The 14396-nt window shown below is 43.5% G+C and carries 13 protein-coding genes and 1 pseudogene; 9 read left to right on the top strand and 5 right to left on the bottom strand.

Annotated elements, in window-relative coordinates:
• Positions 1-21: 21 nt before the first annotated feature.
• The 3 genes from FTU40_RS13805 to FTU40_RS13815 are packed head-to-tail and all read left to right on the top strand — an operon-like array spanning position 22 to position 3221.
• Positions 22-801, top strand: coding sequence for a DUF1295 domain-containing protein (locus FTU40_RS13805; RefSeq protein WP_100535550.1), 780 nt, complete (start codon positions 22-24; stop codon positions 799-801).
• Between the two features lie 8 nt (positions 802-809).
• Entirely contained in the window at positions 810-1859 is a 1050-nt protein-coding gene (locus FTU40_RS13810; protein ID WP_100535549.1) for a cyclopropane-fatty-acyl-phospholipid synthase family protein, read from the top strand.
• A 39-nt stretch (positions 1860-1898) separates the two neighbouring features.
• On the top strand, positions 1899-3221 hold the full coding sequence (locus FTU40_RS13815; RefSeq protein ID WP_100535548.1) for a HAMP domain-containing sensor histidine kinase: 1323 nt from the start codon (positions 1899-1901) through the stop codon (positions 3219-3221).
• 23 nt (positions 3222-3244) lie between these two features.
• Here the strand turns inward: FTU40_RS13815 and FTU40_RS13820 are convergent, their stop codons facing one another.
• From FTU40_RS13820 to FTU40_RS15290, 5 genes are all read right to left on the bottom strand, one after another.
• A complete protein-coding gene (locus FTU40_RS13820) occupies positions 3245-3931 on the bottom strand; it encodes a response regulator transcription factor (RefSeq protein WP_071852188.1) in 687 nt (228 codons plus the stop codon).
• A gap of 11 nt (positions 3932-3942) precedes the next feature.
• On the bottom strand, positions 3943-4443 hold the full coding sequence (locus FTU40_RS13825) for a chalcone isomerase family protein (protein ID WP_100535547.1): 501 nt from the start codon (positions 4441-4443) through the stop codon (positions 3943-3945).
• Positions 4419-4991, bottom strand: coding sequence for a nuclear transport factor 2 family protein (locus FTU40_RS13830; protein ID WP_100535546.1), 573 nt, complete (start codon positions 4989-4991; stop codon positions 4419-4421). Before FTU40_RS13830 ends, FTU40_RS13825 begins: the two co-directional genes overlap by 25 nt.
• Before the next feature lie 140 nt (positions 4992-5131).
• Entirely contained in the window at positions 5132-6364 is a 1233-nt protein-coding gene (locus tag FTU40_RS13835) for a hypothetical protein (RefSeq protein ID WP_257223546.1), read from the bottom strand.
• 204 nt (positions 6365-6568) lie between these two features.
• Positions 6569-6880, bottom strand: a complete 312-nt coding sequence (locus FTU40_RS15290; RefSeq protein ID WP_257223547.1) for a hypothetical protein — start codon at positions 6878-6880, stop codon at positions 6569-6571.
• Positions 6881-7179: 299 nt separating this feature from the next.
• Here FTU40_RS15290 and FTU40_RS13840 point away from each other — a divergent pair, with 299 nt between their 5' ends.
• The 6 genes and pseudogenes from FTU40_RS13840 to FTU40_RS13865 all read left to right on the top strand — a co-directional run.
• Positions 7180-8742, top strand: coding sequence for a sensor domain-containing diguanylate cyclase (locus FTU40_RS13840; RefSeq protein ID WP_159138908.1), 1563 nt, complete (start codon positions 7180-7182; stop codon positions 8740-8742).
• Positions 8743-8937: 195 nt separating this feature from the next.
• Positions 8938-12387 (top strand): MASE3 domain-containing protein, encoded by a 3450-nt coding sequence (locus tag FTU40_RS13845; protein ID WP_159138909.1) that lies wholly within the window; start codon positions 8938-8940, stop codon positions 12385-12387.
• Positions 12388-12552: 165 nt separating this feature from the next.
• Complete coding sequence (locus FTU40_RS13850) at positions 12553-13002, top strand: universal stress protein (protein ID WP_159138910.1); 450 nt, start codon at positions 12553-12555, stop codon at positions 13000-13002.
• Positions 13003-13077: 75 nt separating this feature from the next.
• Positions 13078-13188: pseudogene (locus FTU40_RS13855) on the top strand (IS5/IS1182 family transposase); the annotation flags it as partial.
• 147 nt (positions 13189-13335) lie between these two features.
• On the top strand, positions 13336-13650 hold the full coding sequence (locus FTU40_RS13860) for a monooxygenase (RefSeq protein WP_071852326.1): 315 nt from the start codon (positions 13336-13338) through the stop codon (positions 13648-13650).
• 539 nt (positions 13651-14189) lie between these two features.
• On the top strand, positions 14190-14396 hold a 207-nt coding region (locus tag FTU40_RS13865; RefSeq protein WP_180041233.1), incomplete at its 3' end, for a transposase.

A 14396-nucleotide genomic window follows, 5' to 3' on the forward strand; every position in this document is an offset into this window, starting at 1 on the left:
CGATAAAACAGGAGGACTGATATGCTGCTGGATTTATTTTTGCTGAATGTCTTCATTATGCTGTGTAGCTGGGTACTGGTGACCTATAACCGCAGAGCGGGTCTGGTGGATGTGGCCTGGAGTTTCAGTATTGCGCTTAATGTCATCATTGCGGCTTGGGTCATGGAAACTGCACCGCTGCTGGTTCGGGTATTTCTGGGTGTATTTAGCGGCATCTGGTTTTTACGCTTAACCTGGCATCTGCTGCGCCGTTATGCCAATGAAACCCGGGAAGATACCCGCTATGCCAATATGCGCCGTGCCATGGGCAGTTATCAGCATCTCGGTTTTCTGGCCTTTTTTATGTTTCAGGCCGGGCTGGTGGCACTGTTTTCCTACCCGATGCTGGAATTGCTCAATATTCCGGTCCAGCAGTGGAATGACTGGACACAGGCTACAGTGCTGGTGGCAGGCATGATCATGCTGTTGGCGCTGATCGGGGAAAGCACAGCCGACCAGCAACTCTACCGTTTCAAACTGAATCCACAAAACCAAGGCAAAACCCTGGACCAAGGCTTATGGAAATATTCACGTCATCCGAATTATTTTTTTGAATGGTTGCACTGGTTTGCCTATCCGGTTCTCGGTCTGGCAGCAGGTGTGTATGGATTATGGGTTTATCCGCTGCTGATGTGGCTGTTTCTGTACTACATCACCGGAATTCCGTTTAGTGAACAACAGGCGCTGGCACATCGCGGCGACAACTATAAAGACTATCAACGACGAACTTCAATGTTTATTCCGTGGCCACCCAAAGAGTAGGTAAATACATGGACTTTATGATTCAAAAATCTTTAAAACTGATCGAAAGCGGCAAAGTGCCCGACCCGGTGATTCGCGCAGGCATTCGCACTTTAAGCAAAAAACGTTTGGCACAGGAAGGGCGCTTTGACCCGGCACTGGCGGCACAGCGTTATATGGATGTGCTGCATATGCTGAAAAACAGCGAAATTGCCATCGAGACCGACAAAGCCAATGAACAGCACTATGAACTGCCCACCGCATTTTTCCAGGCGGTGCTGGGCAAGCGGCTGAAGTACAGCGCCAGCCTGTTTGAACAGGCGCATACCACACTGGATCAGGCCGAAGAAGCAGCATTGGCCAGCTATTGTCAGCGTGCACAGTTACAGGATGGACAGGATATTCTGGAAATTGGTTGCGGCTGGGGCTCACTCAGTCTGTATATGGCCGAGCATTATCCCAAAGCCCACATCACTGTAGTGTCGAACTCCTCGACCCAGCGTCAGTATATTCAGGAACAGGCCCGTCTGAAAAAACTGGAAAACCTGACGGTGATCACCTGCGATGTCAATGTACTGCAACTGGAATCGGCTGCTTTCGACCGTGTGGTTTCGGTGGAAATGTTTGAGCATGTGCGCAACTACCAGAAACTGTTTGAAAATATCAGCAGCTGGCTCAAAGCTGATGGCTTGCTCTGGTGCCATATTTTCTGTCACCGTTTCCTGCATTATCCGTTTGAAGTCAAAAATGAATTTGACTGGATGTCGCAATATTTCTTTAGTGGCGGCCTGATGCCGGCAGCCTCAACTTTCCTGCATTTTCAGCAGCATTTGCAGCTGGAGCAGCACTGGCAATGGGCCGGTACCCAGTATGAACGCACGGCAAATGCCTGGCTGGAGAATATGGACCAAAAGCAGGCCGAGCTGCAGCCCCTGTTTCAGCAGACCTATGGCGCAGATGCGGCCATCTGGTGGCAACGCTGGCGGATTTTCTTTATGGCCTGTGCCGAATTGTTCGGTTATGAGCATGGACGCGAGTGGGTGATCGGCCACTTTCTGTTTAAAAAGAAAGCCGTATAATTGAACGATGAATCGAATGCGCCAGCGGGGAATTGATCAATGTTAAAGCTGTTTAGGGACAAACGCGATCATCCTCTCGGTGAGGTGTTTAACCGCTACTACTGGCTGCAAATCGGATTTATTGCCTTGTCGGTGGTGATCGGCATTGCCTGTAGTGCCTGGGTGATCAAAGGCTTTTTGCTGCGCACCGCTTTGGAACAGGAAATGTCACACTACTGGCAGCGGCTGGAACGCAATCCGGCCGCCGAACTTCCCGACACCAAAAACCTGTATGGTTATCGCTGGTATGATACCCTCCCTGTGCAGTTTCAGCACATGCAGTTCGAGCAAGGCGTAAATCGGCATTTTGTCGATGGTAAAGAGCGCATGACCGTCTACGGTGAAAAAGACAGGCAACATGTGCTGCTGGTCTTTGGCGAAAGTAACGTGAACAAGCTGGTCTGGCTGTTTGGTCTAGCACCACTAATGGTCAGCCTGTTCGTGCTGTATAGCGTATTGTGGTGGTGGAACCGTCGCGCCCGGCGTTATTTTTCTCCGATTACCCGGCTGGCCAATGCACTGGAACATATCGACTGGGAGCATCAGAAAAATCAGGCTTCGCCTTTTCAGGACATCCGTACTGACTCCAATCTGGAAGCAGAATATCTCAAGCAGGCACTGGAAAAATATCATCAGGTGCTCAGCAAGTTCATTCAGCGCGAACGTGAGTTTACCGGTGATGTCAGTCATGAACTGCGCACGCCATTGACGATTTTAAAAGGCAATGTGCAACTGTGTCAGGCACGCTATGGTGACAACAAATCCTTTACCCGCCTGCACAATACTATTGAAGACATGCAGCTGCTGGTCGATACCTTACTGGCTATCGCCCGAAATACCACCAACACCCTGACGGCCGAGCCCACTATGCTGTCAGAATGTCTGGAGAATCTGGTACAGGATCTGGACAGTGTCAGCCACAACAAAGGCATGCAGATCGACCTACAAAAAGACCTCGATGAGCAGCCACGTAAACTGTATCCATCGATGACCAAAATGGTCTTTGGCAATATTTTGCGCAATGCGCTGAATTATTCGCAAGGTACAGAAATTGATGTGATTCTACAGAAAAATACAGTATTGATCGCTGATAATGGAATCGGCATCTCTTTGCCAAATAATTCTAAAGTTCAGGAGCTGTCTGGCCAGCAGTTGCAACTGGAGATCAAAGGGCATGGTATTGGCCTGCAACTGGTACAGAAGTTGTGCAAACAGCTGGGCTGGCGGGTCGAACTCTTTGACCGGCAGTATTATCTCAGTACCCATCCAGAGATTGATCTGGCAATGACGACCGGTCTGATTGTGGTAGTGTATTTAAACTAAGTTTCAGCTTTGTACGTTTAGACTTAAGCTTCCAAAGCAATCTTTAAACCCACACCAGAAATGGTATGAATCAGTTTCTGCTCAAAAGGCTTGTCGACCATTTTACGTAAATTATAAATGTGACTGCGCAAGGCATCACTTTCCGGCTCTTCATCACCCCAGAGTTCCAGCATAATTTCCTGTTTGGTGAGGACTTTAGGTGAATGACGCATCAGCAGTTTCAGCAGTTTGAATTGAATCGGGGGCAGTTCAATCGTCTGTCCAGCCCGAGTCAGCTGCTGTCTTGCGGGATCCAGAATCAAATCATGAATTTGCAGGCGACTACTGGAAACTTCACCCAATGAGCGTTTGATTAAGGCTTTGACCCGAACCACCAACTCATTAAAATCAAAGGGCTTAACCAGATAATCATCCGTGCCGGAATTAAAGCCTTTGAGTTTGTCATCCAGAGTATCGCGCGCCGTCAACATCAGTACGGGTAAATCCAATCCTTCGTCATGACGCAGCCATTCACACAGTTCATAACCCGAACCATCAGGCAGATTAATGTCTAGAAGCAAAATATGATAGCGCTGCTGTTTCAGTAATTGGCGTGCAGCGTTCAGATTGCGGGCATGATCCACCACAAAATCATGTTCTTCCAGAAACTCGCATAAGGTAGAGGCTAGTTCATAATGGTCTTCGACCATCAGGATAAAATGTTTGGACATAACGGCAGAGACTAATTCAATAATTGCTGTTTTAATTTAGCACTAAATGGCTGCGATCCCAGCCAGATATTAAAATATTGTTGTGCTAGCGGATGCTGAAGATTGCCTAACACCTGCTGATTTAGCATCAAGGTCAGGGTCTGAGTCTCGGCTTGATAGCTTAAGCGATAGAGATCTCCCGGTTTTACCGGCTTATAAAGCTGGGTGATTCTATCTAATACTATTAAATGTTTAGACTCTCGCTCATTACGCTTCAGAAAATGGGTCGCTGCACGCTTGAAAGCCCATTCCGGAATATTTTTTGTATAAGAAAAATCAATCTGCATATTCTGGCCTTGCCAGGGTTTTGTACAGTTCTGAGCATAATAACGGGCGACGCCAACCTGTTTCTGAGCTACCAGAAGTGGACCACGACCACACTGATTCATATTTTGGGCATGTGCCCATGAACTGAAACTGCAGAGTATCAGTAGTCCAGTATTTAATCCTATTTTTTGAAAGGCAGTACCCATGAATAAGCTCCTCCGACATAAGGTAAAGAACGATACAGGCCATTTGCAGGATCCCAGAAATCCTGCTGAAAAATAATCTTATTGTCGCGGTTGACCTTGATTTCACTGATGCCATAAGAATCCATGCTTCGTGTTGCGCCAAACATTTTAAAATCATAGGCCATATGCCAGTGCACGTAGGCAGAGTCTTGATAATAGGAGGTATTTAATAGTTTGACATTCACGTTACTGACACGCTTGTTCATCCCTTGAAAATGTTGGAGTAGATTTTGACGTGATGAAAATTGGGATAAGGTATCGTTAATAAACAGCTGATCGGCATAGAGTGATCCGGCTCGTTCAATAAATGCAGGTGTACCTAAAGTATTAAAAGCTGAAGTAAAGCGAATGCCGATGTCTTGGGCTTTAGCCTGATCCAGCGCAGTTCCCTGAATTTGGTTTCTGGATTTTGCATAATCACCTGAATAGCTGGGAATACTTTTACATCCTGCTAAAACTAGTAGCGGTAAGGACAAGGTAGCTAGCAGTATTTTTTTGATATGTTTCATATTGGCTATCCGTATTAGGTCTATGCTAATACTTTAGGCCGAAAGTCGTGAACAGAATGTGAAGAGGATGAAAGGCTGTTAAATGAGCAGTAAACAGAAGCTCTTTAATGATGGAGTAACGTGTATATCCCCAGTCCTGTCTAAGCCTTTTTTGACATTCCCCAACTTTTCGCAGAAAGCAGAAATTCATAATTTAAAGCCACGAGAATGCTTTGCATATTGAAGCTATTCCGGTCTTCGGGTAACTGTAATAGAAGTGGCAAACGTGTCACCCCATTTTCACCATTGGCAAAAGCATAATGGCGCACTTTAGCGTCAATCACCGGAATTAAATTCTTGGCTTCCAGATACACACTTTCCTGAGTGGCCTGCTTTTGCATGGCAATCATTCTGAGATAGCAATGATCGCGAACCTCAGTCAGATTCTTTTTGAGTTCATTGATCTTTAATTCATGATTTTCAGGTTTTTTAAACAGCCGTTTAAGAAAACCTCGATTTTCGGTATTTTGTATTTCACGTTCTAACTGGCGTATTTGCTGCTGGATCTGGCGAGTTTGTTCAAGCGCGTCATTCAGAAGCTCTCTAATTTCCTGGGTGGGTGCTGAAACGGCCCGCACCTGTTGCTGATAGTGAAACTCATCATGAAAAATCACAAAGATTTGGGTGCGACGTTGTTCCAGTAATTTTAAATAGGCAATTAAGCGATATTTGAACAGACGCGCATGCGGATTAAACTGCAGCATCGGTTGCTGCGATAAAATTTCCAGCTGATGCAGAAACTCATTGATTAATCTTAAAATATTCAAATAGCAATATTCTAGTTCATCAGTATGCTGCACACTGTTTTTCAAGCCTTTGAGAAAAGGTTCGAGAATATTTAAGGATAAATCTTTCTCCAAAATTTCCAGATGTTCTTTCACCAGATGATCGATGGCAAAACTTTGGATATTTAAAATTTCTTTTAAACTTGGGATGAGATTCTGCTGATTATATTGATGCAGCGATTCAACCAGTTCCACAATATGTGGATTCATTTTACGTTGAATACCAATAATTCGTGTCATCAGCTGTTTAAAATTTTCAACATAATCTGCTTGATCCAATTGTTCCGGGTCAAGCACCAAACCACTAATATAGAACCGATCTTCTTTACCAAAGCTTTCTTCAGTTAAAAAGCGACGAATGGAATAGGCAGATACTAAACTGTCATAAGAACTGTTCAGGACAAAGTAATATTGAAAGGTTTCAATAATTTCAAAGTCACGAACCTGTTGCTGCGGAATAAAATAATCCTGAAAAATCGCCAGTTCCTGTTCGGCATATTCGCTCGGCAAAATATGGGCAAACCAGCTGCCCAGAATTTCACTTTTCATGAAGACTTCAAAGATAAACGTTCGGACTTGTTCAAGATCCAAATGCCGGTGATTGGCAGAAATAGAAAAATCTAACTCTCGAATGATCAATGCAGCATCGTAGAGAAAAGCTTTTTTGATCAGTTGTTGTGCCTGAATATCGGCGGGATTGTCCAGATCGATTTGATTAATTTCACGGACAATGCTTTCCAGGTAGTCTGCAACCTAAAAGTCACTTTGATAGCCTTGCAGAAAGCTGAAAGTGCTATTGATGCGCTGTGCAAGTTGCACGAGTTCAGGATTTTGCGTATTGAGCTGCAGATCTTTCAGGCGGGTATGGCCGGTAAACTCAAAGGCTTTGGTCAGGTAGTTCCACGAGATATTCTTGGGTTTTAGGTACTGATCTTCTATTTTTTGATGTAGCGCTTGCGGTGTTGCAGAGAGGATCGACAGCAGTTGTTGTTGCCAATGCTTATCAAGAATAGGATCAATTTGTTTTAATTGTACCCGCAGCTGATAAGGAATGTATGTTTGCATGGGAATCCAAATCCATTTGTAGTGAATTCAATCTTTTAAGGAAGTAAAATAATGTGATTTATATCACAAAAACAAAGATTTTTTAGCCTTTCTCCATGAAAAAATGATAACAGGGTATTTTTTATTCGATAAAAGATCATCAGGCATCTTTAGCAGTCCAAATAATGGGAGCCAGCAATTTCAATTTTACGGCCACCGATTTCTGCTTATTTTAATGATGCTGTTATTGGGAGGAATAAGCAGTTCATGTCAGTTTTTTATGATATAAGTATCATAAATCAACACTTAGGATTGAGCTATTGAGACAGGTTTTACTGGCGCCTCGTTTAAATCTGCGCAGCTTGATTTTACTTTTAACGATTCTAAGTGTGACCTGTCTGTTTGTCTTTGCTTTATTTTTTGTCAACTATACGGTGAAAGAGCGCCTGATCGATAATTCTCTGGCCTTGAATGCGGAATATTCATCCAGAATTGCTGCGCATACCAATTACCAGTTTGAAGAAATCTTAAAAAATTTAAGCTTTAGTGCGAAGTTACTCGGTAAAGACTTTACTAATACAAGCTTGAGAAACACGGAAGCGGCACGTCTCAAAAGCCAATCCGGTAATTTCAACAGTGTTTTTCTGGCTGACCGAGAAGGACGCATCATTTCATTTTTCCCGACCACTTTAAATATTGATGCTAAACAGATTTATACAACCCACGGTATTACCGAGTCGATCAAGCGCAAGCAAACTTATATTTCTTCGCCGTACTGGTCTTCAACCAAAAAATTGATCGTGATTATTTCTGAACCGATCTTCGATGCCCAGGGGCAGTACTTGGGCTTTGTCGCTGGTACGATTTATCTGCAGAGCAAGAATCTGGTCAGTGAAATGCTGGCCTCCAAATATGGCTACAAGAAAAATTATACCTATGTCATGGATGACCAAAATCAGATCATTTTTCATGCCGATACTCGGCAAATTGGCCAGGAAGTCCAGGCGGGTGATGGATTAACCACGATGCTGCCGCAGCAGGATGGCAGTTTCCGTCTGATGAACAGTAAAGGCATAGATAGTCTGGTCGGTTTCTCGCATATTCCCAGCGTGAACTGGGTTGTAGTATCACAGCAGCCGATTGAGGAGCTATTTGCTCAAGCCAACAGTATTATTATCAAGGTATCCATCGGGATTAGCCTATTCTATTTATTCATTTTCTTTGTGGTCTGGCGTTTATCGGGCTTGATTGCACTGCCTTTAAACCATTTGGCGAAAATGGCCAGTATGCTCAGTCGGCAGGATGTTCAGGATAAAATCAACGAAATTAAACCTTCGTATTTTGAAGTCAATCAATTCAAAAATTCTCTGATGCTGAGCTGTCAAAATTTCAATGAAAAAATTGATGAGCTGAATCAATCAGTGAATACTGATCCCCTAACTGGTTTATACAATCGCCGTGGAATGAACCTGTTTATCGAAGAGTTTGTGCGTATGCGTACCGATTTTGCTGTGCTGGCGGCAGATATCGACTTCTTTAAAAAGGTGAACGATACCTATGGGCATGACAAAGGCGATATTGTCTTACAAAGGCTAGCGAACGTGATGCAATATCATTTCCGAGACAATGATGTCTGCTGCCGTTCGGGAGGAGAGGAGTTTATTATTTTAATGGCTGCTTCAGATCCTATAAAAGTTTTTCAGGCAGCGGAGCGGTTACGAAAAGCGGTTGAGCTCACTGAAATGGGAGAAATTGGTATAGTGACCATTTCCATTGGGATTGCTTACTGGCCAAATAGTTCTAACGATGTAGAGGAAGTATTGCGCATGGCAGATCAAAAACTGTATCAGGCCAAGCGTGAAGGACGCAACTGTACGCGTTGATTTTTAGACCTTTACTGATGAAAATTGCATAGAGAGATCTAGCGTATTTTTTTAGTAGTAAAGGATTTTATGAATATATTTACGGAATATTTACCTTGGCTCAATGTTATAATAAACATGTGAATTTTCAACAAATAAAAAACCTTGAATAACCTTATTGTATAAGGCTATTTGTGAATTTCATTGGGGAATTTTATGCCAAAATCATCTCGTGACTTATTTTCACCAGATGTATTCGACCTCAAGTCGTTTATTTCTCCTTATATGATGCTGATTCCACCGACGATTTTTGCCTTGCTGATCTGGTGGACCAATCAAAGTTTTGGTTTCCTATTTACCCATACCGTGGCAGAACTGATTTCAATCATTATCGCGCTCACAGCGCTGATTGTGACCGTGGTGTCACGGCATTTTACTAAAAATTATTTTGTGGTTTTCATTGCCATCGCGCTTGGCTGGTGTGGATTTATTGACCTGTTCCACACCCTGCTATATAAAGGCATGCAAATTCTTCCGGTGGACAGTGCCAATCAGGCCACTCAATTATGGATTGGTGCCCGGTTATTGCAGGCCTTTGCCATGCTCGCTGCGCCCTTTATGCTGACACGGGCGATCAAGCCTCTTGCATTGAACCTGTTTTTTGGTCTGTTCAGTGTGGGGATTGTCAGCGCTGTGATGTTGGGTTTCTTTCCAACCGCCTTTGTTGATGAGCAAGGCCTGACCCCTTTTAAAATTTACAGTGAATATCTGATTATTGCGGTTCTGGCGTTAGCACTGGTGCTGGTCTGGCAGCGCCGCGAATATTTATCGCCTCAACTGACGTTTGGGGTCAGCCTGTCCATGCTGACCATGATGGCTTCTGAATTTGCCTTTACCCAATATGTGTCCGTATATGCCGATGCCAATCTGCTGGGGCATATTCTGAAAGTCTATTCGTACTGGTTCATTTATATGGCATTGGTCGAGTCGACCATTAAAGAGCCTTTTAGCATGTTGTCCAAGGCTGCCAGCACTTATGACACCATTCCTGATCCAACCTATATTGTCACTTCTAGCCAAATGATTCAGCAGGTCAACTTGGCGGCAGCCCAGCTGCACGGCATTCCAGCGACACAATTGAGCGGACGCTCTGTGCATGAACTGGTGCATGATCCTCGGGTAAAGGCCGAAGATTGCCCGGTGTGCTCCCGATTGCAGCAGGCTCCGCAAGAGTTTTTAGTCCAGTTGACCTTGCCGGATCACAAAACGGTTGAGTGTCATGTGGCACCTTTTGCAGAACGCCTGGGTAAAAAAACCGTCTGGGTCATGGTGGTACACGATATTACCGATCGCCAGTTTTTGCTGCAGGATCTGCAGGAACGTGTAAAAGAAGTGCGATGTCTGAATCAGATCAATCAACTCTGCAATAATACCCATACCGGCATGAGCGAGCTGTTGCACAAAGTGATGCAGACAATCCCTTCCGGCTTATCTTCTCCGGAGCGGGTTAAGCTGCAGATTGATAGTGACTGGGGTGTTTTTGGTACAGCCCCTCCGGCTCAGATGCCTTTTTTGCAATCAGTCTTTGCCAATGAGACTCAGCAATTCGGCACCTTAAGCATCTGGTATGATCCGGCAGCGGATGCCCCGACTTTTCTAGATGAAGAGCAGAGTTTAATCGATCATATCACCGGTCAGATTACCGATGTATATACCCGGATACAGTCACAAAGGCGTGTAGCACGGTTGACTTATCTCTATCAGCTGCTCATTGAAACCAACCGGGTGATTGCGCATAGCCAGAATCGGCAAGATTTGCTAACCGAGTTGCAGCAGGTGCTGTTGAATCTGGGTAGTTTTGCTAAAATTTTAATTGCAATCAAAGCAGAGGATCGAGCTGACAGTCCATTGATGATTCAGTTCCATCATAATATTAGCGCAAATATTATGCCCACTTTACGCACTCTCTTACAGCAAGATGAAAATACTCCATTGCATCAGGTGAAAAATACCAGTCCAGAGGTAGATGTCTATGCCTATTCCTTGATCAATGACGCGGACGAGAATGTTTCACCAGAATACCAGGCATGGAGACAGTACTTAAAACAGGAAAAGATAAGTCAGGCAGCATTAATCCCGTTGTTGCTTGATGGACATTTCTGGGGGCTAGTGGGGGTGTATACTACAAGGCAAGTAGAATTTGATGAGGAGCAAATTCTACTGTTGCAAAATCTTTCTAGGGACATTTCTTCTGCGTTGGAGCGTTTTTCAGCGGAGCAACAGCGTAAAACTGCCGAGACCTATTCTCAGCAGATGGAACAACGTTTCCAACAGGTATTTTTGCAGTCTCCCGTGCCAATGCATATTATTTCCGTACAGGATGAACGAATTCTTGCGGTTAATTTGGCCTATGAAAAATGGCTGGGATATAGTCTGGAAGATTTTCAAAATCGGGAAGCCTGGCTGGAAAAAGTGGCGCCTAATCCAGAGCAAAGACAGTTTATGCAGCAGAACTGGGAAGAGGCATTGCAACTGGCAAAAAACGGTAAACAGGTGCAATTTCCTGAAATTACTCTGTTAGCTAAAGATGGTAGTCAGCGTATTGCTCAGCGAACACTGGCGATTGTCGGCAATGATGTGATTCTGGCTTGGAATGATCTGACCACCATCCGCAAAACTGAACAGGCATTACGAGACAGTGAACAGCGTTTCCGGGGTATGGTGGAACAAACCGTGGTCGGGATGTATGTGCTGCGCGACAATCACTATCTGTATGTCAACCCGAGTTATGCCAATATGCTGGGCAGGTCTGCTGCAGCACTCATTGGACATAATATTCTGGAATTTAGCACCATGGCCGCAGACACACCGGCACTGATTAACCAAGAGCAGGATCAGGCTGCAGAATATTCGAGCCTATCCTGTGTGGTTCCGTTCCGACATCAAAATGGCCAGATCCGGGAATTTGCCCTGCATAGCCGTCGCATCACTTGGGATGATGGCTTGCCAGCCTCGATTGTGATGGCACAGGACATTACCGAGCAAAAGCAGGCACAGGACCAGATTGCCCGACAGCTTGAGCAGTTGGAAGCAACCATGTATGGCACCTTACAAGCTGTGTCCATAATGGTGGAATTACGCGATCCTTATACCGCGGGACATGAACGCCGTGTAGGCTTGATTGCCAGTGCCATTGCCAAAGAAATGGGCTGGGATGAAAAACGTTGTCTGCAAATGGAAGAAATTGGATTGGTACATGACATTGGTAAAATTTCAATTCCTTCAGAAATTCTGACCAAACCTACTCGTCTGACCTATCTGGAAATGGAAATGATGAAAGGTCATGCGCAGGCTGGTTATGAAATTCTCAAGGATGTTCCTTTCAATATTCCAATTGCTGAAATCATTGGTCAGCATCACGAACGCATGGATGGGACAGGTTATCCTAAAGGATTAAAAGGTGATGAGATTCATCCTGAGGCGCGTATTCTGACGGTGGCCGATGTGATCGAGTCAATGGCTACACATCGCCCATACCGTCCTGCTTTAGGCATAGAGGTTGCGCTTGCAGAAATCTTAAAAGGACGTGGAACGATTTATGATGTAGAAGTATGTGATGCAGCAGTACGTTTAATTAGGGAAAAGGGATACGTCTTGCCAAGTTAAGCAGTCTTGATCATCAGGTGAATAGCAGCCAAAAAGCTATTCACTTATTTTTTAGTTAAGTAGTATTCCGGATAAATTTGATATTGTTTAATGCTTTAAATTGAAGCGCTAACATGCTTATGTTATCTATAACTGAATAGAAAGTTCGTATTTGGAGCATTATCGATGTCATACCAGAATATTTTAGTACCAGTTGATGGTTCAAAAATTTCATTCTCCGCGGTAAAACATGCGGTCGAAATTGCTCAGGTATTCGATAGCAGATTGACCTTCATCAGTCTGGTTTCTGAAGATCCATTTACAGATGCAGATTTCTATTATTATTATGTCTCTGCTCCAATGAAAGAACACTTTATTCAAGCTTATGCGAATGCAGAAGAGGTATTAAAACAAGCAAGTGAAATTGCATATGCAGCGGGCGTTCAAGTTGAAACTAAAGTCCTAAAAAGTGTAGTGTTTGAAGAAAGTATTGTGAAAACTGCCAAACAGATACAGGCTGATCTCATTGTGATGGGATCGCATGGTCGCAGAGGTTTTAAAAAATGGAGACTCGGAAGTGTGGCCACAGCTGTACTTCGCTCAACCGAATTACCAGTGATGATCATGAAATATTAGGGTGTGTTGACATTTTAGCTTAACAAATAGCGAAGTAGTAAAATCAAATCTTCAAACCTAATTTCACTATTCGATATGCCTCGTACCATGCTGAAAGATCAACACTGGCAAAATTTAAAAGTTATTCTGCGTAATTTATCCATTCATCATAATTCAAACTTACTTAATTTTATTGAAGCTATTCTCATAGTTTTAATTATAAATAGTAAATATCAACGGTGCCTAGTAAATTCAAAAATTTTTAATAGTCAATTTTAGGACTAATTTTTCTTTAAAATCATTAGCAAAATGCTAGAGTATGAAGATTGCTATTGGACGGTAGAGGATAAAACCATGGCTGTTATTCTTCAGGTAGACTTTCCGACGCCAGGCCCATTTGGAGAAGAGATGAGTCGCGCCTATCAAACACTTGCAGAAAGTATTAATCAGGAAGCTGGCATGATCTGGAAAATATGGACAGAAAATAGCGATGCTCAGGAAGCAGGGGGAATTTACCTGTTTGATAGTCAAGATAATGCAGAAAAGTATTTAAAAATGCATACTGCACGCCTGAAAAATTTTGGAATAAAAGATATTCGGGGGAAAATTTTCCAAATTAATTTACCACTGTCTGCTATTAATCAATCCCACTTCATTGTGCAACTTTGACTTTGGTCGGTCTGGAAGCAAGATACTATCTCATCCCACTTCCTACCTAAATTAATCTCTGTTGCATTTCGTCTGAGAATCCAAGCAATAAAAAACCCTGACATCCTGCCAGGGTTTTTTACAGTGCGATCTTTGGTAGCTGCTATTCTACCCTCACTATCCTAGTGTTAGAACTTATCGTTGTTGTTTTCTGTTCCGGAACTTCCTGTTCCTGCATGATTTCATCATAAGTAAAAAAGCACAGATCCCCTAGCCGCAAAATCCCTAAATGTCTGTGCGCCAGGGCGTACAAAAAAGGCTAAAAGTTGTCCCGCTTTTATCTACAGAAATTGGGGATAACTTTTCCCCTAGAGATCTGATGGAATCAGGAAAAATTCTAAAACTGTCCTAGATAAATAGATGAGCTAATTAACCAACACATTCGGCTCATTAGTTGAGTTGAATGTATGCTATATTCAACTCATCTTAGATTTTTAGAGAAAGATGGCTTTGTTGCACAAAGCTATTCTTGAGGGCTTCTTTAGCAATATAATTTCCAGATGAAGAAGCCTGCACCTAAAACTTACCGTACAACCAATTGGTCCTCGTATAACCAAGCTTTAATCAAGCGAGGAAATATTTCAATCTGGTTTGATCCTAAGACCCAATGGTATGCACAACCACAAGGCAAGCACGGACGAAATCAAACTTATTCCGATACAGCGATTCAATGCTGTTTAATGATCAAATCTCTATTCCGTCTTTCT

The organism is Acinetobacter sp. YH12100 (assembly GCF_013419135.1).
In the GTDB taxonomy this organism is placed as follows: domain Bacteria; phylum Pseudomonadota; class Gammaproteobacteria; order Pseudomonadales; family Moraxellaceae; genus Acinetobacter; species Acinetobacter pseudolwoffii.